This is a genomic window from Flavisolibacter ginsenosidimutans (assembly GCF_007970805.1).
In the GTDB taxonomy this organism is placed as follows: Bacteria; Bacteroidota; Bacteroidia; order Chitinophagales; family Chitinophagaceae; genus Flavisolibacter; species Flavisolibacter ginsenosidimutans.
Map to the genome: position 1 here is coordinate 1,034,872 of NZ_CP042433.1, position 19,580 is coordinate 1,054,451.

At 46.4% G+C, this 19,580-nt stretch carries 14 protein-coding genes and 1 other RNA gene; 6 read left to right on the top strand and 9 right to left on the bottom strand.

Annotated features, from left to right (window positions below):
- Positions 1 to 9: 9 nt before the first annotated feature.
- Complete coding sequence (locus tag FSB75_RS04315; protein WP_146783298.1) at positions 10 to 1,110, bottom strand: Mrp/NBP35 family ATP-binding protein; 1,101 nt, start codon at positions 1,108 to 1,110, stop codon at positions 10 to 12.
- Positions 1,111 to 1,198: 88 nt separating this feature from the next.
- Here FSB75_RS04315 and FSB75_RS04320 point away from each other — a divergent pair, with 88 nt between their 5' ends.
- A complete protein-coding gene (locus FSB75_RS04320; RefSeq protein WP_146783301.1) occupies positions 1,199 to 1,837 on the top strand; it encodes a carboxypeptidase-like regulatory domain-containing protein in 639 nt (212 codons plus the stop codon).
- A gap of 66 nt (positions 1,838 to 1,903) precedes the next feature.
- Here FSB75_RS04320 and FSB75_RS04325 read toward each other — a convergent pair whose 3' ends face one another.
- The 4 genes from FSB75_RS04325 to FSB75_RS04340 form a co-directional block, all read right to left on the bottom strand.
- Positions 1,904 to 2,866, bottom strand: a complete 963-nt coding sequence (locus FSB75_RS04325; RefSeq protein ID WP_146783303.1) for a zinc metalloprotease — start codon at positions 2,864 to 2,866, stop codon at positions 1,904 to 1,906.
- A 569-nt stretch (positions 2,867 to 3,435) separates the two neighbouring features.
- On the bottom strand, positions 3,436 to 4,086 hold the full coding sequence (fsa, locus tag FSB75_RS04330; RefSeq protein ID WP_146783306.1) for a fructose-6-phosphate aldolase: 651 nt from the start codon (positions 4,084 to 4,086) through the stop codon (positions 3,436 to 3,438).
- Between the two features lie 195 nt (positions 4,087 to 4,281).
- An RNA gene (gene ffs / locus FSB75_RS04335) (signal recognition particle sRNA small type) lies at positions 4,282 to 4,381 on the bottom strand.
- A gap of 115 nt (positions 4,382 to 4,496) precedes the next feature.
- The gene (locus FSB75_RS04340; RefSeq protein ID WP_146783309.1) at positions 4,497 to 5,765 is read right to left on the bottom strand and encodes a type IX secretion system plug protein; all 1,269 of its coding nucleotides are present in this window, start codon (positions 5,763 to 5,765) and stop codon (positions 4,497 to 4,499) included.
- 102 nt (positions 5,766 to 5,867) lie between these two features.
- Between FSB75_RS04340 and FSB75_RS04345 the strand changes: the two genes are divergently transcribed.
- Entirely contained in the window at positions 5,868 to 7,145 is a 1,278-nt protein-coding gene (locus tag FSB75_RS04345) for an ABC transporter permease (RefSeq protein WP_146783312.1), read from the top strand.
- Positions 7,146 to 7,211: 66 nt separating this feature from the next.
- On the opposite strand, the gene FSB75_RS04350 is transcribed toward FSB75_RS04345, so the two are convergent.
- Positions 7,212 to 7,931: a TrmH family RNA methyltransferase gene (locus FSB75_RS04350; protein ID WP_146783315.1), complete on the bottom strand. Its 720-nt coding sequence runs from the start codon at positions 7,929 to 7,931 to the stop codon at positions 7,212 to 7,214.
- A gap of 19 nt (positions 7,932 to 7,950) precedes the next feature.
- Between FSB75_RS04350 and FSB75_RS04355 the strand changes: the two genes are divergently transcribed.
- Complete coding sequence (locus tag FSB75_RS04355; protein WP_146783318.1) at positions 7,951 to 10,320, top strand: BamA/TamA family outer membrane protein; 2,370 nt, start codon at positions 7,951 to 7,953, stop codon at positions 10,318 to 10,320.
- Here the strand turns inward: FSB75_RS04355 and truB are convergent.
- A complete protein-coding gene (gene truB, locus FSB75_RS04360; protein WP_146783321.1) occupies positions 10,308 to 11,027 on the bottom strand; it encodes a tRNA pseudouridine(55) synthase TruB in 720 nt (239 codons plus the stop codon). The two genes, FSB75_RS04355 and truB, sit on opposite strands and share 13 nt — an antisense overlap.
- Positions 11,028 to 11,200: 173 nt before the next feature.
- Here truB and FSB75_RS04365 point away from each other — a divergent pair, with 173 nt between their 5' ends.
- Positions 11,201 to 13,588, top strand: a complete 2,388-nt coding sequence (locus FSB75_RS04365; protein ID WP_146783324.1) for an outer membrane beta-barrel protein — start codon at positions 11,201 to 11,203, stop codon at positions 13,586 to 13,588.
- 53 nt (positions 13,589 to 13,641) lie between these two features.
- Here the strand turns inward: FSB75_RS04365 and FSB75_RS04370 are convergent, their stop codons facing one another.
- On the bottom strand, positions 13,642 to 14,211 hold the full coding sequence (locus tag FSB75_RS04370; protein WP_146783328.1) for a hypothetical protein: 570 nt from the start codon (positions 14,209 to 14,211) through the stop codon (positions 13,642 to 13,644).
- A 130-nt stretch (positions 14,212 to 14,341) separates the two neighbouring features.
- On the opposite strand from FSB75_RS04370, the gene coaE reads away from it, so the two are divergent.
- Positions 14,342 to 14,968 carry a dephospho-CoA kinase gene (gene coaE, locus FSB75_RS04375; protein WP_146783331.1) on the top strand — a complete coding sequence of 209 codons (627 nt, stop codon included), beginning with the start codon at positions 14,342 to 14,344 and terminating at the stop codon, positions 14,966 to 14,968.
- On the opposite strand, the gene FSB75_RS04380 is transcribed toward coaE, so the two are convergent.
- Positions 14,940 to 16,130: a pyridoxal phosphate-dependent aminotransferase gene (locus FSB75_RS04380; protein WP_146783334.1), complete on the bottom strand. Its 1,191-nt coding sequence runs from the start codon at positions 16,128 to 16,130 to the stop codon at positions 14,940 to 14,942. The two genes, coaE and FSB75_RS04380, sit on opposite strands and share 29 nt — an antisense overlap.
- Before the next feature lie 386 nt (positions 16,131 to 16,516).
- Between FSB75_RS04380 and secDF the strand changes: the two genes are divergently transcribed.
- A complete protein-coding gene (gene secDF / locus FSB75_RS04385) occupies positions 16,517 to 19,579 on the top strand; it encodes a protein translocase subunit SecDF (protein ID WP_146783337.1) in 3,063 nt (1,020 codons plus the stop codon).
- The last annotated feature ends 1 nt before the right edge of the window (position 19,580 follow it).

Sequence of the window (19,580 nt, forward strand, 5' to 3'; positions counted from 1 at the left end):
CGCTGTAAATTATCGTTCTTCCACAGTTTCAGCCACTTCTTCGCTTTTCATGTTTGCGTTGCGCATGGAAACGCTGCGGGCCACCGTACCGGCAAATTCTTCAAACGCTGTTTTTGAAACTTCATCGTCACTCATCATGATCGGCACACCGATATCGCCGCCTTCGCGGATGCTTTGCACCAATGGAATTTGTCCAAGGAACGGCAGGTCGTATTCATCGGCCAAACGCTTGCCGCCTTCTTTTCCAAAAATGTAATATTTATTGTTGGGCAATTCGGCCGGTGTGAAGTAACTCATGTTTTCAACAAGACCGATAATGGGCACGTTCATTTGCGCCTGACCAAACATGGCAATGCCTTTTTTGGCATCAGCAAGGGCAACGTCTTGCGGCGTGGTAACAACGACAACACCTGTTACCGGCGCGGTTTGCAAGAGCGTTAAGTGAATGTCGCCAGTGCCGGGAGGCATGTCAATGACAAGGTAATCCAACTCACCCCATTTTACATCGGTTATGAATTGACGAACGGCGCTGCTTACCATCGGTCCACGCCAAACCACTGCGCTTTTTTCGTCCACCAACAAACCGATGCTTAAGAGTTTTATGTTGTACCGTTCCAAGGGAATAATCATGGCTTTTCCGTTCACATCGGTCATCATGGGCCGCTCGCCGCGAACGCCAAACATAATGGGAACGCTTGGCCCATAAATGTCGGCGTCCAACAAACCTACGCTTGCACCGCCCTGCGAAAGTGCCAACGCAAGATTGGCCGATACGGTGCTTTTGCCCACACCGCCTTTGCCGCTAACCACGGCGATAATATTTTTTACACCGGGCAATACGTTGCTTTTATCTGCGCGAATGGTAGTGGTGCTTGCCGTAAAGTTTACGGTGACATTTGCGTGGTTATTTACCCGTGATTTAATGGCGTTCACGCAATCCCTTTTTATCGTTTCCTTCAGCGGACAAGCGGGTGTTGTCAGCACAACGGTGAAGGAAATATTGTCGCCGTTTATTTCAACATCCCTTACCATGTTCAGCGTTACGAGGTCTTTCCCCAAATCGGGTTCCTGAACGGTGCTCAGGGCTTTTAGTACATCTTCCTGGATCATTCTTTTGTTTGTTAATGAAAGCGCAAAGTTAACCCAAGTGCGGCTCTCGTTTTATGTGATAAAAGTCACAGGTTCTATTTTTGAAGGGATGAAAAAATTGCTACCCCTGCTGTTTGTCTTTTCTTTTTTTCTGAGCAAACAATCGCATGCCCAGTTTGAAACGGTGAAAGACTCGGTTGTGCAGTTGTACGGTATTGTAATGACGGCAGACAGCTTGGTGGGTATTCCGGCCGTGAGCGTATCCATCAAAGGAACAACCCGCGGAACGGTTACCAACAACCAGGGTGTGTTTTCCATCGTGGCTTTAAAAGGCGACGTGGTGGAGTTCACTCACGTAAGCTACAAGCCCAAGAGCATTACTGTTCCGCGTAACATTCCCGGCAATCAGTATAATATTGTTCAATTAATGGTAGAAGATACGTTTTATCTGCCGGCGACCATCATCAAACCCAGACCTTCACCTGAGCAGTTTGCCCGCGATTTTGCCAATACCAAAGTACCCGACGACGACATTGAAATTGCCCGCCAGAACAACGATGCCGCTAAGCGCAGAATACTTTTGCAAAGCACGCCTTCCGACGGCGGCGGTGCTACGGCCATGCAGTTTCGCAACATTGCCAATCGTGCGGTTTACCAGGGACAAATTCCGCCGATGAACATTTTTAACCCGGCAGCCTGGAGCGAATTTATCAAGGCCTGGAAGCGAGGAGACTTTAAGAGTAAATAGGACAATAAGGAACAGCAAAAACCCTCCGTTCTGCGGAGGGTTTTTGCTGAAAGATTGATCCCGATTTTATTGGAAAAAAGCTGACCGCGGACCACCGTTGAAAAAAACAGCGTTCATCCGGTTTGATTGTCCTTTTGTAAACATGTACATGCAGGCATCATCGGTGTAGTCCATGTAATTCATGGTCATTTCAATTTCGCCGCTGTTACAGCTATTGTATTTTGGAAACGAAGGGCAGCCAAAGTTGTAGGTTGTGGCTTGCGGCGTATCGTCCACCAAATCGTTGCCACAGGTTTTATCGCCCCAAATGTGGCGAAGGTTCATCCAGTGCCCGATTTCGTGGGTAGCCGTTCTTCCTTTGTCAAAGCGTGGTTCTAATTTTCCGCCCGTGCGGCCAAAACAGAAATAGCCGATTACCACTCCGTCGGTAGCAGGCTTGCCGCCCGGAAATTGAGCGTAGCCCAACAAACCGTCGCCAAGGTTGCACACCCAAAGGTTTAATTTATGGTCTGGGTCCACTACGTCGTCGCCGCCTTTCGAGCTGTATTTCATGTCGTCGTTAGGCAACCAGGTAGTGACGGAGGTTTGCTTGCGAATTGTTTGCGCCAACTGAAAGCGAAAGCCGATGGTCCCTTCGCGTGGAACAAAAACGGAAGGCACTCCGGAAATGTCCTTGTTCTGAAGATTGAAGTCTTCGTTCAAAACGTCAACCTGCGATTTGATTTGCGCATCGGAAATATTTTGCTGCGGCGTATTGTACAACACGTGCACCACCACAGGCACAGTGCCGGAAACTGCTTCGGTTCTCGTCAATTTGCCGCGGGCAATTAGATTTTGCGTAAAGTCTTCGATGTCTTTCATGCGTTGGCGCAAAGAAGGGTCTGCAGCCAATTGCGCTTGCAAGACTTCCTCAGAAGCACATTTTCGGTTCTGTGTTTCGGTTGCCTTGTTTTCAACGTCTGGCCTGGCTGTTTTTTGGCAGGCCGCAAGGAGTAAAGCAACCCCAAGCAGAAAAGAAATTTTTTGCATAGAAAAAGTTTTCGTTAAAAAGATGAAAGCGGAATGAACAGTAAGTTATATCACCCGCACGGATTTTATTGCGTATTAAAGAAATTTCTGTTAAACAACAAAGCTTTCAAAATGCAAGTGCATTAAGCGAAGGAAATTTGCAAGTATGAGAGCGGTGAGAAAAATAGTGTTCCTTTTCGTTTTTTTTACGGCATGGCAATGCGCACGGTCGCAGAAAGTTGACAGCATTTGTTTCCATCTTTATACTGACAGTCTAAAAAAAGGATTTTACAATTACATCAACATTGACGGCAAAACGGCCGATGGCAAATGGTTGCCGCTTTCATCGAAGGAATTAGATTTGATCGTTTTCGACCCAAACCTTCGTTTTGAAAACAATGATCTTTTTATTGACAGTGCCTATAAAAAAGAAACGGTTTTGGTGAAAGCTGTTTTAAAAAGCAACCCGGCAATTTGGAAAGAGACGACTATCTACATAAGAAAAAGGGGCTTCGAGGAAGCCCTTAAAACAAACCGTGAAATTTTGGATGAATACGGTGATCCTTCCCGAAAAAGCCGGCGCAAAAATTTTACATCTTCTTCGCGTCTTCCAGGAATTTCGCCAGGCCAATATCGGTCAGCGGATGTTTCAACAAACCAAGGATAGAGTCAAGAGGGCAAGTACACACGTCAGCGCCCAATTCTGCAGCCCGTACAATGTGATTGGAATTACGGATTGATGCCGCAAGAATTTCTGTTTTGAAGCCTTGCAGGGAAAAGATGTTGGCAATTTGCGCAATGAGCTCCATGCCGTCCCAACCCGTGTCGTCAATGCGGCCAATGAAAGGCGAAACGTAAGCTGCGCCGGCTTTTGCGGCAAGGATGGCTTGTCCGGCGGAAAAAACCAGCGTACAGTTTGTGCGGATGCCGTTGTCGGTAAACCATTTGATGGCTTTGACGCCGTCTTTAATCATCGGCACTTTTACCACGATATTGGAATGAATGGCGGCGAGCTTTTTCCCTTCTTCAATGATGGTGGCAAAGTCGGTTGAAAGTACCTCGGCCGAAATGTCGCCGTCCACCATTTCGCAGATGGTTTTGTAATGCTGGTTGATGGCTTCCTGGCCCTTAATGCCTTCTTTGGCCATCAGCGACGGATTGGTGGTAACGCCGTCTAAAATACCGAGTTCATTTGCTTCTTTGATTTGTGCAAGATTGGCTGTGTCAATGAAAAATTTCATAATAAATTCTCCCTGTCCCCCTAAAGGGGAGACTTAAGTTCATTCAACCTTCTGCTTCTTTTGTTGCCAGTTAAGCAGAGCGTTGAATGAATTACTTTAAGATTAGAAAATTATTGTTTCGATAAAAGAACTACTGCAAAAATAAAAAACTCTCCGGCCTAAGTCTCCCCTTTAGGGGGACAGGGGAGAGAATAAAAAAGGCAGGCTACTTACATCGCACCGCTACAACCGCCTACCCTTGCTATCTTCCGATCCTGGGGGAGTTCAGCAGGAGCTGGCCGTGTAAGACCTGCCGGCGCAAATATAGGGAGTCTTTGGTTTTTAGTCTTTCGTTTTTTGTTGTTTTGAGGTAAAAAAATTTTGGAGCTGTAACGCCAACTAAAGACAAAAAAATTTAAAACTAAAAACTCCTACAGTCCCTGCCGCTGAAAGACAGAATTGAAACTCGTATAACCAACGCACTCGTCTGCGCGGCTGCCAAAGGGACGATAATAAACAAAGACTGTATAGTTGTTTTCCGTTGCCCAAAAATTTCCTTCCGTTTGTGAGAAGTCGAGCGGGCCGCCGCGAAAGGGCCGTGTGCCGTAGAGATAATTGTAATAGCCTTGTTTGAGCAGCAATGTTTTTTCGTAAGCGCCGCTTTCTTCGTTAAAATGCATCAGGCCCGTTGTGTCGGCGCCGTAATTCGTCATTTCGCCAAAAATATAAACATCGTTTCCGGCCAGCGGCTTGTTGCCCGGTGGAAAATATTTGAAGTGCGTGTAGGCATAATCGCCTTGCCAGTAAGGGTTGATGTTTTCGTAAGACTCAATGGTAAAGCCGCCGTTCAGGTCGCGGAAATAAACATAGGTTTGTTCGTTGCGGCTGGTCTCGGGCTTTACAATCACACGTACCGTATCGCCCATGTTGTCCAATCTCTCCATGCGGTCACTTCTCAAGCGCAGGCTTCGTAAGTCCAGCCAACGAAATTCTTTAAGGCCAACAAAGCACGTGATGCTTTCGTCACTGTACTCAAAATAATTTCCGCGGTAAATCGTAGGCTTATCAAGGAACAAAGCCGTTTGCCAGTTTTCGTTTTGCAGCACGGCCACTTTTATATCCGAAGGACTCAAGACGTTAATTTGCCTGTCGGCCTGGATGCCGAGTTGCAATTTTTGGCCCGTGCGGTAAAGCGTTGCGTTAAACGGTTGTTGCACTTGCGCCGCAATCTGCGTCATCGTGTTCACTACAACAAAGCGTTTAACAAAAGCCAATTGCGTCGTGTCGTTGTTCAGAAAAACTTTTAAGAGATAATTGCCCGAACGCGAAGGCGCACTGTTTCTATCGGGTACGGTTGCAGAGTAATGCACGTACTTCATGGTTGCCAGCGAAGAATTGCGGTAAGTTGAAATGCGAATACTTTGAAACCCGCGGGTGTAATCAAAGCTTGTCAGTCCGCTTGGGCTCCAGTCGGCGTTGCACAATACAAAACCGCAGTAATAATTTTTGACGCTTGTGCCCAATTCGTCAAACTCCAGTTGCAGCAGGTCGCCGCTGTTTAAAACAATCGCTGGAAACGAAGTTTGATCACCGGCTTTAAAAAGTTTTACCGATTTAATAGCAGGATTATAAACCACCGTTTGTGCATTGGCAAACAAAGAAGTTACAAAGCAAACAAGGAGCGAGAAAGTGTAGCGCATGATTAAAAATAAATTTTTTATCGGGCCGGTTTTATTTTTGACGAAATAAGGACGAACAAAACCGCGTTTTGGTTTTCTGTTCGTTGTTGCTAATTCTTTATTGTGAACGTTTCTTCTTTCATTGCCCAGCGCATTGCCTTTAACCGGCAAAAATCGTTCTCGCGGTTCATCATCCGGCTTTCCATTTTGGCAACGGTCATTAGCGTGGCGGTAATGATCATCACGCTTTCGGTGGTCAATGGCTTTCAAAAAACAGTGAGCGAAAAAGTGTTTTCCTTTTGGGGACACGTACGCATTGCCAGCCTACAACCCGGCAAGGCTTCCATTGCCGAAGAAGAACCAATTCACCAGGCCCCGGAACTTATTCGTTCCATCAAACAAAATCCGCAGATACAATCCGTTTATCCCTTTGCAACAAAATATGCGATTTTAAAAACCACGGAAGAAATGGAAGGCGTGTTGTTGAAAGGATTTGACAGTTCATACGGCTTTAAAAACCTTCAACAATTTTTACAGCCCGGCGGACGCTGGCCGCAGTTTAACGACAGCACGTATTCGCGGGAAATTGTCATTTCAACGTACACGGCTTCGCAGCTTCATTTAAAACTAAGCGACCGTGTGCTGATTTATTTTGTTCGCGCCGACGGCACACTGCGCCCCGACAAACTAACCATTGTCGGCATTTATAAAACAGGCATTGAAGAATATGACAAGACTTTTGCCATTGGTGATTTAAAGCTCATCCGGCGCCTGAACAATTGGGCAGAAGACGAAATTGGCGGTTATGAAATTTTTCTGAAAGATTACAAGCAGATGGACGCAGTAAGCCGCACTATTTACAACGATCCACACTTTCCGCACGGACAGAATTTTCAGCCGGGAGCGGAAAGCGGCGCTACGGTTTGGGAAACAAAAACAGCACGGGAGCTTTATCCAAACATATTTGACTGGCTTGGTGTGCAGGATACCAACCAGTTTATTTTGATCATCATTATGGTAGTGGTGGCCGCCATTAATTTAATCACCTGCTTGATTATTTTGGTGCTGGAACGAGTGCGCATGATCGGCATTTTAAAAGCGCTCGGCGCCAGCAATTGGACGGTTCAAAAAATATTTCTTTATCAATCCGGCATCATTACGTTTACAGGTGTTGTCATCGGGACCTTGTTTGCCCTGGCACTTTTGTTTTTGCAAATGAAAACAGGCTTTGTACGCCTAAAAGAAGAAGCCTATTTTATGGACACGGCCACTGTGCAAATTCTTTGGTGGCAGGTGGCGATTGTTTGTGCAGGCACCATCATTATTTCCGTTTTAATTCTCTTTATTCCTTCCCTGCTCGTGCGAAAAATTCAGCCGATTAAGGCAATACATTTCAGGTAAAACCCGAACAGGGTATTTGAAAGATGCTCAAGATAATTTTGGCTTTTGGCTCCTGGACTATTCCATTTACCCAAGCAAATGAGAAAGAATTATTCCCGTTGCTACCGCTGCGTTCAACGATTCCGCTTCTCCCCTGCGCGGAATGGTGATGCGTTCATTCGACAGTTGCAAAAATTCTTCACGAATGCCTTTTGATTCATTGCCGATGATCAAAATACCTTTTTCAATGTTTGAAAAAGACGAAAGTATTTTGCCGTTCAAGGCCGCGGCATAAATGGTTTGCGATTGCTGCCGCAGCCAGCTTTCTTCTTCGTCGTAAAAAACAGTCACCCGCGCAACGCTGGCCATGGTTGCCTGCACCACTTTTGGATTGTACAAATCGGCGCAGCCCTTGCTGCAAACAATTTGTTTTACGCCAAACCAATCGGCAATACGAACGATGGTTCCGAAGTTTCCCGGGTCCTGAACGGCATCTAAATAGAGTGTGAAAGAAGATGTGTCGGGAACGCCGGCTGGAAATTGTCTCAGAACGGCAAGAACCTGGTTTGGCGTTTTTAACTGCGAAAGCTTTCCCAGTTCTGCTTCCGAAACTTCGTTCATGTTTTTTAGTTCACCTGCAAAACCATTCCACGATGCAGTGGCATAAACAGCCTCAATTTGTGCCGGAACAATGCGTGAGAGTTCTTCCACAATCTTTGGGCCTTCTGCCAGGAACAAGCCCGTTTCTTCGCGGTACTTTTTCAGGCCCAAACTTTGAATATCTTTGATCACCTTTTTACTGAGCATAGACGAGCCGTAGTTTTATATGACCGTTTTGACGATTACCCGTTACATATCAGTTTTCTTTTTTCTCTTCTCCTTCACCGCCTGCATCGTTGTTAAAAATCCGCCGCCAAACAAGCCTTTCATTTATCAAACGAATGTACACGTCGTAGGCGAATTGAAAGAAGAAGAAAAGAAAGAGTTGACGGCCGGATTGCTTGACCAATTGTACGACAGCGTTCGGGTGAAAAGCATCGCAAAATTTGCGGGCTGGGACAAAGGCCCGAAGCTTTTTTATGAAGTGCTGAATCATCCAACTGTTTTTGACAGCCTTGATGCCGAGAAGTCGAAGAGCTTTATGAACGCTTACCTGAATGCACAAGGATACTTTCGCGACAGCATTGGTTACACCGTAAAAATTGATACCGCAAAGGGTGGCAAACAACTGCGCACTTATCTTGATTTTTACGTTTATCCGCGAGTGCCCACAAGACTCGATTCAATTGCTTACAATTTGAATGCAGACACGGCAAACCTTACGGTGCGGCAAAAAAATGCACTCGACACCATTCAAAAAATAACGCTCAGTAATACCGGCGCATCGCTCATAAAAAAAGGCGACCCGTTTTCGAAATACAAGCTTTCGGCGGAACGTGACCGCCTGGCCGAAATTTATCGCAACAACGGTTACCTGCGCTTTTCGGAAGAAGAAATGCTGGTGCTTTGGGATACGGTGGGCATTGAGTTTTTGCGGCCTACGCTTGATCCTATCGAACAGGCAAAGCTCTTGCAGGAACAAGCCGAACGAAGAGCGCATCCGGTTGCTGACATTAGCTTTCATCTGCGCGAAAATCCCGATTCTACCCGCACAACACGCTATTATATCGGCAACGTAACCGTGTATCCCGAGTTTGTAAACGACACGGTAAAATCCTATCGTTATGTTGATACCGTGCGGTCTTACATCATCAAACAAAACGGTCCGCTGTTCAAAAAGAAAATCTTCCCGCATTATATTTTACTGAATCGCGGTGACTTGTACAGCCGCAGCAACGAATTGAAAACGCAGGGAAAATTCAACGCCCTGAACGCATGGCGTGCGGTAAATATTTTGCCTAGGCCGCGGCCCGGGCAAGACACGGCTGATTTTGATATTTATCTAACACCGGCCCGCAAGTATGCATTCAACACCAGTTTTGAAGTAAGCTACAACCGCAGCAACATTACACTGGCGCAAGGCAACCTCATTGGCCTTGCTTTCAACGCTGGCATTCAAAACCGCAATTTTGTGCACGCAGCCAATCAAAGCGGTTTGAACGTTCGCTTTGGAACGGAGTTGAACGCCGACATTCACAACCTTATTCAAACGCGGCAGGTGAACCTTGGCTACAACCTGCAAATACCGAGGCTGGTACCGAAGTTCATGCGACAGTTTAGCAAGAGCAAAGAGAACACAACGGCTTCGCTGCTTTCGTTGAACGCAGGCCGCACAGATCGTCGGGATTATTTTAATTTGAGCACACTTAACGCATCGTGGGGCTATCAATTTGGCTGGCGCAACAAACAAATCACGTTCCGGTTTCCGAACATTGAATACAATTACCTGGTACGAAAAGATTCGCTTGAGGAACTGATAAAAAAGAACGCTTCTTACAAATACATTTTCAACACCGGTGTGGTGGTTTCAATGCTGGCCAATTACAGCGATGCAAAGAGCACCGACCGGATTACCCGCCTGTTAACGGCAACAGCCGAATTATCGGGAATTCCCGGACAGCTTCGCAATGCATTTGCTACAAATTTGTACCGCTTTGTAAAAGCTGACATTGAGTACCGGCACACAAAAAAATATTTTCGCAACGCACTTGCCTTGCGCGGTTTCTTTGGTATCGGGATCGGTATGCCTTTTTCGAGGTACGACAGCGCCAATCGCTTTCTTCCTTTCTTTCGGGAATACTTTGCCGGCGGGCCAAACAGTATGAGAGCCTGGAGCCTTCGAAAGTTAGGGCCGGGTTCTGCCATTAAATCTTTTGATCGCACCGATGCGCCTGATCGCTTTGGCGATGTGCGGCTGGAAGGCAACGCCGAGTACCGCATCTTTCTTACGGATTATCGCGGTATCGGCATCAACACCGCAGTTTTTACCGACATCGGCAACATTTGGTTCCTGCGCGACAATCCTGATTTTCCCGGTGGACGCATACCGGGAACGCTGCAAAAGTTTTGGAAAGACATTGCCATTGGTTTGGGAACAGGCTTGCGGGTTGATTTCGGCTTTTTTAAATTTCGGTTGGATTATGCCTACAAGGTGAAAGATCCTACACCCAAAGTAGCGGAAGCGCAAAACAAATGGTTCAACGATTGGCAGTTGCTAAACGGCCAGTTGCAGCTGGGAATTGATTATCCTTTTTGATTACACGAATCGTTTTGCTTATTGCCAATTGCCGATTGCTTTATTTCCGCTTCCAGTTGTTCAATCGTCAGCGCATCTTTCAACAAAAACTCACCAATGCGGGTGCGGCACAAACTGCTTAAATAACCGCCTACGCCCAAAGCCGCGCCAAAGTCATTTGCCAGGCTGCGGATGTACGTGCCGGTGGAGCAGATAACTTTAAAATATACGATTGGTCCGTCTATTTTTTCAATGCTGAATTCTGAGATGGTTACCGGGCGGGGATCAAGTTTTACATCCTGGCCTTTTCTTGCCAATTCATAAACGCGTTGCCCATCTTTTTTTATGGCCGAATGAATGGGCGGTGTTTGCAAAATATTTCCGGTGAACTGCTGCGTGGTCTTTTGAATGTTTTCTTCCGTTAGGTGTGCGATGGATTTAAAGTCTCTTGGTTCGCTTTCCAAATCATAAGTGGGTGTAACTGCACCAAGCGTAATGGTGCCGGTATATTCTTTTTCCCGCGCCATGTATTCGTTTATCTTTTTTGTAAATTTACCGGTGCAAACAATCAACAATCCCGTGGCCAGCGGATCAAGCGTGCCGGCGTGACCAACTTTTTTTGTCTTTGTGAGGTTACGAATTTTTCGTACAGCATCAAACGAAGTCCAGCGAAGCGGTTTGTTGATAAGCAGCACGCGGCCTTCTTCAAACGAATTTTGTTTTTGCATGGGCGGCAAAGATAGGTTTGTGCCGTTGGCAAGCGGCAATCCGTCAACGTTTTCAAGGACGATTTCAACCGATGAAAACGACTTTTCATCGGTTGAAATCGTTGTTTATCGTGTTTTTCATCTATTTGATATAAAAAGCCTTTGGGTCTCGGATATTGGCTTTATTTTGCCGTATGCTTAGGCACCTCGTATTTGTTTTTGTGTTGCTTTGGGGTGTTGCGGTTCATGCACAGGATGAGAAAACAATTGTTGTAAAGATTGTCAACGCTGCCGAAAAACCACTTTCGCAAGCAAGTGTTACGCTGATGCGAACTGATTCTTCGTTGGTTAAAATATCCATTACCGATAGCAACGGCATCGTACAGTTTGCAAATCCGAATTTGCCGCACTATCTTCTTTATGTTAGCCTCGTAGGCTACAAACCTGCGTCGCAGATAATAGATGCAAAAAATCCTCGTCTCACTTTTGCCTTGCAAGTTTCCGATCATCCGCTTGACGTTGTTACCGTTAGTGCAAAAAAACCTTTTCTTGAACTGAAGCCCGACCGCACGGTTGTCAACCTTGATGCTTCTGTTACCAATATTGGTACAACCATGATGGAGGCTTTGGAAAAACTGCCCGGCGTAACTGTTGACAAAGACGGAAACATCAGCTTAAAAGGACGTGCCGGTGCAAAAGTGATGATTGACGGCAAACTCACTTATCTTGAAGGCGCTGAACTTGCCAATCTCTTAAACGGCATGAATTCGGCAGAAGTTGCCCGCGTCGAACTGATAAACACTCCACCATCAAGCCTTGATGCTTCCGGTAATGCAGGCGTCATCAACATCATAACAAAAAAAGGAACGCAGAAAGGTTTTAACGGCACGGTTGCCGTTGCGCCGGCACAAGGAACCTATCCTAAAAGCAACAACAGCCTTTTGATGAACTATCGTTCCGGCAAGTTCAACTTCTTTCTCAACTACTCACTTACCGCAAGAAAAGACTTTACTCACGTTTATGCTCTTCGTACCTATTATAAAAACGACGGCAGCGTTGCGTCTTACCTGGAGCAGCCAAGTTCTTTAAATAGTGACCGCCTTGCAAACAGCCTGCGTTTAGGCGTTGATTATGCGCTTGGTGAAGCAACCTCCTTGAATCTTTCGCTGATGGGTTTTCTGCAAAACAGTACCAGCACCGGCAACAATCCTGCGGTGTGGATGAATGCAAGAAGCGTAAAAGATTCGGTGGTTTATACAGTCAGCAACAACACAAGAGATTTACGAAATGGGCAGGTCACGCTTGGTTTCCGGCACAGCTTCCGGTCTTCTGGCGAACTGTCGGCCGATATTGATTTGATTGGCTTCCGCAATCGTGCAAGCCAAACCGTAGAAAATACAAGCCCTAATTACTCGGAAGCCTACCGTGCGCAGATCCCTACGGACTACCGTATCGTTCTGGGTCAAATTGATTACAGCAAACAGTTTGGTTCAATGAAGATGGCAGCCGGGCTAAGAGCCAAGCAAATCAACACCGATAACCTGGCTGCATATGAATACAACAACGGTTGGAATTGGCAACCGGACAACAGCAAGTCCAATCATTTTTTATACGACGAAAACGTTTGGGCCATTTATAACGATGCGGAAACAAAATTGGGCAAATGGACCGTTCAGGGTGGCTTGCGTTACGAAATAACGAATTACGATGCGAAACAGTTGATGAAAGATTCTTCTTTTTCGTCCCGTTTTGGCAGTTTGTTTCCGACGCTTTTTGTTTCATACGAAACCGATTCATCTAATACTTTCTCGTTTTCCGCAGGCCGGCGCATCGAACGTGTACCTTATCAGTCGCTGAACCCTTTTGTTCTCATCATCAACAAGTACACTTATCAAACCGGCAATCCGTATTTGCGGCCGCAATACAGTTGGAACGTTGAGATGAATTATGCGTATAAACGCTTCCTGTTGACAAGCCTGAGTTACAATTTAGCCACCGATTATTTAGCGCAAATCTTTCCCACCGACAACAACGGCATTGTAACTTATAGCCAGGGTAATTTCAAGCGCAGGCAAAATTTGGGGGCTTCGATCGCCTTGCAATTAGCCCCTTACTCCTGGTGGTCGTTTACGTTGCAGGCCCAGGCTAACCACAAACGTTTTGAAGGCTTTGTGATTAACGGTTTGAAGACCGCCCGGGTTACTCAATACGAGTTGAACCTAAACAACCAATTGCGCTTTCAAAAAGGATGGGCCGGCGAGGTAAGCGGAAATTATCATTCAGCAGGGCGAGACGACATACAGGAAACCTTAAATCCTCGCGGCCAATTATCGTTGGGCCTTGCCAAGTCGTTTGCGCAAAACAAAGGCATGCTAAAGCTTACGGTCCGTGATGTTTTGTACACCGACAAGTTTGCTGGCTTCTCTACTTTTTCACAGTCAACGGAAAGCTTCAACATTTCCCGCGATACAAGGCAAGTTGTTTTGGGCTTCACGTGGCGGTTTGGCAAAGCCTACAAAACAACCAAGCATTTGGATGAAGATGCGGATGATGAAATTCAGCGGGCTACTTCTAAAGACTAAACCGCAAACGCATTTCTTGTTTTGTTTATTCAACCCAAACAGTGGCGAAAAAGTCAGGCTTTCTTAGGAGAGAGATTTACATACATAATTTTTTGTTTTGTAGTCGTAAAACCATCGGCACGAAAAAATTTTTGAAGAAGATAACCCAAGCCAAAAACACCGGCGGAAATACCAAGGTTTTTTATTCGCTTGCCCGTGGGTACCGATTGGTTGTAAAACACACCGTTCAAAGCATTCAAAGCAAAGTACCCGCCGCCGCCGAGCATGAGCAAACCGGGACCGTTGCGTTGAACGAAACTCTTTCGCTTATTCAAATAAATGCGTTTGATTTCTTGGTAGTGCAGCCCAAGAATTGTCGTTGAAATTGTATCCCGGATGAAGCCGCCGTAGTTTGTCGGTATCAGCCGAACATCATAAAGGATTATAAAAATACTGTCGTTGCAAACCGTCTTCACCGGGCCTTGCAGGTATGCGTAATCTGTAGTTTGCAAAATGATGTCGGAACCGGCGTAAAAATTTTTGACAACGCGGCCATTCTTTTTCCGCACGCTGATGTAATCGAGGCTTTGCGAAAAAGAAGTTTGTCCAAGCAAGACGAAAGACAACAAAAGCAGCGGTTTCATTCCTCCAAACTAAATGATGTCCTTTTAAGCAAAAGGTTAAAACGGAGGCCGGAAATCTGAAGGCAGAAGTTTAAAGAAATCTAATTTCCTGGCTTTCGACTTCTGGCGTCTGCCTTCTTACTTTTGTGTTATGCCGTTAAAGATTGGTATTACCGGTGGAATTGGTTCGGGTAAAACAACCGTTGCAAAAGTTTTTGAACTGCTGAACGTACCGGTGTACTACGCCGACGCGGCCTCAAAGCGTTTGTATAAAACCGATAAAGAACTGATGCAAAAAATGAAGGCTCATTTTGGCGACGATATTTACAACGAAGATGAACTGAACCGGACCAAACTTGCTTCACTGGTTTTTACCGATCCGCAAAAACTGGAATTGCTAAACAGTCTCGTTCACCCACGAACAATTAAAGATGCGTTAGACTGGCTGCAAGCTCAAACAGCGCCTTACGTAATTAAAGAGGCCGCCCTGCTTTTTGAAAGCGGTTCGGTAGCAGAAATGGATTTTGTGATTGGCGTTTATGCGCCACAACACCTGCGCATAAAGCGGGCCATGGATCGTGATAAAACAACGAGAGACGAAGTAATCAACCGCATGATGCGTCAGATAGACGAAGGGCTGAAAATGAAGCTTTGCGATTTCGTCATTACGAATAACGAACAAGAACTTGTGTTGCCACAAGTTCTTCGCCTGCACGAAAAATTTTTGTCAGCGGCTCTCGAACCTCGTGCTATTTCAGCCTTTCCAACGCGGTCTTAATTCGCTCAAAGCCCTTCTCAATATTGGGTAAACTGTTGGCAAAAGAAATGCGGATGCAATGATCGTCACCAAACGCAGCACCCGTAACAGTTGACACGTGGCCTTTGTTCAACAGGTACATTGAAAGATCATCGGCATTTCGGATAAGGTCGTCGCCGTCTTTTTTGCCGAAATAAGAATCAACGCAGGGAAAGGCATAGAAAGCACCGTCAGGTTCGGCAAACCGGAAGCCTTCAATGCCATGCATCAATTCCATCACCCGCTTTCTTCTTTTCACAAACTCTTCAACCATTTTGTGCGTTGCGTCAAGCGGTGCGGTTAATGCGGTGATGGCCGCACGTTGCGTAACGGCGTTTGTGCCCGATGTAAATTGTCCTTGCAACTTATCGCAAGCCTTTGCAATCTCCACCGGCGCGGCCATGTAACCAAGCCGCCAGCCGGTCATGGCAAAACCCTTACTTAAACCGTTTATGATAATGACACGGTCTTTCAATTCTTCGTGCCCGGCAATGCTGTAATGCCGGCCTGAATAATTGATGTATTCGTAAATCTCATCGGAGATGATAGCCACCTGTGGATGACGGCTGAACACTTCTGCCAAAGCGTTTAATTCTTCACCGTTGTAAACCGCGCCGCTTGGATTGCAGGGCGAGGAAAACATAAATAGTTTTGTTCTGGCGGTGATGGCCGCCTCCAGTTCTTCGGGAGTTATTTTATAGCCGTTTTCCAGCTCGGTCTTAATCAGCTTTACTTTCCCGCCCGCCAATTGCACAAGCGCAGAATACGTAACCCAGAAAGGCGTGGGAATGATCACTTCATCGTCCGTGTCCACAAGGCTCAGAACCGCATTGGCAAGGCTTTGTTTTGCCCCTGTGGAAACAACGATATTCTCCGGTTTATACTGAAGATTGTTGTCGCGTTGCAGCTTGTGACAGACTGCTTCGCGAAGATCAAGAAAGCCCGCTACCGGCGTATAGTGGCTCCAATTGTCGTCAATGGCTTTTTTAGCGGCTTCTTTAATGTGTTCCGGAGTATCAAAATCAGGTTCGCCCAAACTAAGGTCAACAATGTCCAATCCTTTTGCCCGAAGTTCGCGGCCCAGTTTGGCCATGCGCAGGGTTTCGGGTTCGCTAAAACGGTTTAGTAAAGAAGATAGTTCCATGCTTAAACGCAAATTATTACACGAATTACACAAATTTTTGCGTAATCCTTATTAGTTATTCTTATGCGCATGGGACGATACCGCTAAAATTAATCGCTGATTTTTTGAAGACAGTGCTGAAAACCAGTAAGCAAGCGGGTTCCTTGCGAAATGTTGGAGTGAAGATTAACCGCGGAAAACAGTACGGGCTGATCGGTATTTCAAGAGGCATACGCTAAAATATCGCCAAAATACTTTGAACGGGCTTTTTCGGGAGACAGAAAGGATTATTGTTCGGCCTTGAAGTATGCCCTAAAAATATATCTTTGCCCACTCTTAAAAATGATGTACGTCGTTTGAACTGCCGTCCGTAGTTTGAAACAACGGGTAACAAAAAATCTGTGTTTATGCAATTGAAAGGCCTCATCCGCTTTTTTACGATTCTGCTGATTATCTACTCCGTCTATGAGCTTTCTTTTACGTGGGTGGTTCGTGGCCACGAGAAAAAAATGGAGGCCAAAGCCAAACAGTTTGTGAACCTGAATTATGCCAGTGCCGATCAGGCCACCAAAGACCAGGCTTACAAAGACCGCCTCCGCCGCTTGCTCGACAGCACCAAGGATGAAAACATTCACTTTGGCGTTACAGGGCCTATCTCCTACCAAAAAGCAAAAGAAGAAGAGTTGAATCTCGGTCTCGATCTTCAGGGCGGTATTAACGTAACGCTGGAGGTAGAATTACAAGGGCTGATTCGCTCAATGGCCAACAACAGCAAAGACGCCAACTTTTTAAAGGCTCTTCAAAACGCCGAAGCCCGCAAGGCCAACAGCAGTGCCGATTATGTTTCCTTGTTTGTAGAAGAATATAAAAAAGTGGCCGGTGCCGATGCGCCGCTTGCGCCACTTTTTGCCGCAGCAAGTGCCGGTAAAATCGGGCCTAAAGACAGTGATGACAAAGTGATTGCTGCTATCCGCACCGAGGCAAACGACGCCTTCGAACGTACGCTTCACGTATTGACTACGCGTATTGACCAATTTGGCGTAGCGCAACCCAACATCAACCCAAACAAAGACAAAGGCATTATTACCGTTGAACTTTCTGGCGTAAACGACGAAAGCGACGTTGAGCGGGTACGCAAACTTTTGCAATCTTCGGCCAACCTTCAATTTTGGTTAACGTACAAGTTTGAAGAGTACGCTGCGGCTCTTGACCAGGCAGGGAAAGCATTGGCTTTAGAACAATCCGGTGGTACCAAAGCAATAACGTCCGCTACCGATACAACCGGAAAGAAGGCAGGTCTTGATTCAACAACGAAGAAGAATGATTCCAACGCCGTCGCTAAGGCTAATGCTGACACGGCAGGCGGCATGAATCCACTTGCCAAATTAATTAAGTCTACGCGGCACGGACTGGGCTTTTCCGTTAACGATACGGCCATTGTTCGCGAATACCTTAACAGCGATGCCGTCCGCCGCACCTTCGTTCAGGCGGGTTTGGCCGACGCGCAGTTTGCCTTTGGCATTCCGGCCCGTGGTGAAAACGGCAAATTGGAAAATACCGTTCCTCTTTACGTTTTAAAAACGAACAATACAGACAAGGCGCCAATGGAAGGCGACGTAATTGTGGATGCACGCCAGGGCTTTGACCAGATGAGCAACAACCCGAACGTGAACATGGAAACCAATGCCATTGGTAATACGAAATGGGAGAGGTTGACGAAAATTTCTTACGACGAAAAACGACCCATCGCCATTGTGCTGGATAACGTTGTTTTATCTGCGCCTACGGCCAACAACGGTCCCATTACCGGTGGCCGTACGGAAATCACGGGTGATTTTTCCTTGCAGGAAGCACAAGATCTGGCCAACCTTTTGAAAGCGGGCAAGTTTGCCGCACCGGCCAAGATTGTGCAATCGCAAGTGGTTGGTCCGACGCTTGGCGCTAACGCCATTCACGGTGGTTTCCTAGCCTTTGGAATTTCTTTCCTTGTCATCTTCTTGCTGATGTTGATTTACTACAACACTGCCGGATGGGTAGCCAATATTGCTTTGATCTTAAACTTGCTTTTCACCATTGGTGTATTGACTGGTTTAGGCGCAACACTGACGGCTCCGGGTATCGCCGGTTTGGTACTGACTATCGGTATGGCGGTTGACACCAACGTAATTATTTACGAACGCATAAAGGAAGAACTCACCAAGGGCAAAGGTTATATTCCCGCGGTGAACGAAGGCTATAAACGTTCGCTGCCGCCGGTACTGGACGCACACGTAACCACCTTGCTCACAGCCATCATTCTCTTCTCGTTCGGCCTGGGTCCGGTAAGAGGTTTTGCAACGACGCAAATCATCGGTATTCTCCTCTCCCTGTTCTGCGGCATTCTTGTTAGCCGTTGGGTGACCAATTGGTTTACTGATAAAAAGCGCCATCTTGAGTATTTCACGCCCATCTCCCGCCGCATTCTGAAGCACCCTACGTACAAATTCATCCAGTACCGCAAGATTGCTTACGGCATTTCAGTAGTGGTGCTGATTTTGGGTATCGCTTCCATCTTTAACGGCTTCCATCAGGGCGTAGAATTTAAAGGCGGCCGCACCTTTATTGTGCGTTTCAACGAGCCGATGACAGGCAAGGTTGAAGGTGTGCGCCAGGATCTTGAAAAAGCCTTCGGCGATTCATCGAGCCTCGTGATCAAAACCATCGGTGCCAGTAACCAATTGGACATTACGACATCTTACCAGATTGACAACACTTCTCAAGCGGCGGATTCTATCGTAGCCGCGAAACTGTTGCAAGGCCTTGGAAAATACATTCCCGCAACAACGAGCTACCAACAGTTTATGCAAAACAACATAGTGGGTAAAACCACGGTGTTGCCAACCATTTCAGATGACCTGAAAAGCGGTGCGAAATGGGCTACCTTCTGGAGCCTTGTCATCATTGCGCTGTATATCTTTATTCGCTTCCGCGACTGGCGTTATTCACTCGGTACAATCTTTTCCTTGTTGCACGACGTATTGGTAACGTTGGCGGTGTTCTCTTTCTTAAAGAACGTGGTGCCCTTCCCGCTCGAACTTGACCAGCACTTCATTGCAGCCGTGTTAACTGTAATTGGTTTTTCGATGAACGATACTGTTATCGTATTTGACCGGATTCGCGAGTACAGCCGGCAGATGGTAGGTGCGTCGAAAGAAACGGTGATCAATAAAGCCATCAACGACACGTTGAGCCGTACCATTATGACCTCGTTGACGGTTTTCCTGACCATCTTGATTCTGTTCTTAGTGGGCGGCGAAGTCACCAAAGGTTTTGCCTTTGCCATGTTGATTGGTGTAATTACGGGTACGTATTCGTCTATCTTCGTGGCTGCGCCGATTTTGGTTGACTTGGGTGGCAAACGGGCCTTGGGCAGCGACGAACCAAAAGCACCCGAAAAGACGGTAACAAAAGCAAAAACACAAAAGGTTTAAT

What these genes read in the sequence shown, in the direction of transcription:
- FSB75_RS04315 (WP_146783298.1), bottom strand. Translation starts at nt 1,110, where the DNA reads ATGATCCAGGAAGATGTACTAAAAGCCCTGAGCACCGTTCAGGAACCC.
- FSB75_RS04320 (WP_146783301.1), top strand. Translation starts at nt 1,199, where the DNA reads ATGAAAAAATTGCTACCCCTGCTGTTTGTCTTTTCTTTTTTTCTGAGC.
- FSB75_RS04325 (WP_146783303.1), bottom strand. Translation starts at nt 2,866, where the DNA reads ATGCAAAAAATTTCTTTTCTGCTTGGGGTTGCTTTACTCCTTGCGGCC.
- fsa (WP_146783306.1), bottom strand. Translation starts at nt 4,086, where the DNA reads ATGAAATTTTTCATTGACACAGCCAATCTTGCACAAATCAAAGAAGCA.
- FSB75_RS04340 (WP_146783309.1), bottom strand. Translation starts at nt 5,765, where the DNA reads ATGCGCTACACTTTCTCGCTCCTTGTTTGCTTTGTAACTTCTTTGTTT.
- FSB75_RS04350 (WP_146783315.1), bottom strand. Translation starts at nt 7,931, where the DNA reads ATGCTCAGTAAAAAGGTGATCAAAGATATTCAAAGTTTGGGCCTGAAA.
- FSB75_RS04355 (WP_146783318.1), top strand. Translation starts at nt 7,951, where the DNA reads ATGACCGTTTTGACGATTACCCGTTACATATCAGTTTTCTTTTTTCTC.
- truB (WP_146783321.1), bottom strand. Translation starts at nt 11,027, where the DNA reads ATGCAAAAACAAAATTCGTTTGAAGAAGGCCGCGTGCTGCTTATCAAC.
- FSB75_RS04365 (WP_146783324.1), top strand. Translation starts at nt 11,201, where the DNA reads ATGCTTAGGCACCTCGTATTTGTTTTTGTGTTGCTTTGGGGTGTTGCG.
- FSB75_RS04370 (WP_146783328.1), bottom strand. Translation starts at nt 14,211, where the DNA reads ATGAAACCGCTGCTTTTGTTGTCTTTCGTCTTGCTTGGACAAACTTCT.
- coaE (WP_146783331.1), top strand. Translation starts at nt 14,342, where the DNA reads ATGCCGTTAAAGATTGGTATTACCGGTGGAATTGGTTCGGGTAAAACA.
- FSB75_RS04380 (WP_146783334.1), bottom strand. Translation starts at nt 16,130, where the DNA reads ATGGAACTATCTTCTTTACTAAACCGTTTTAGCGAACCCGAAACCCTG.
- secDF (WP_146783337.1), top strand. Translation starts at nt 16,517, where the DNA reads ATGCAATTGAAAGGCCTCATCCGCTTTTTTACGATTCTGCTGATTATC.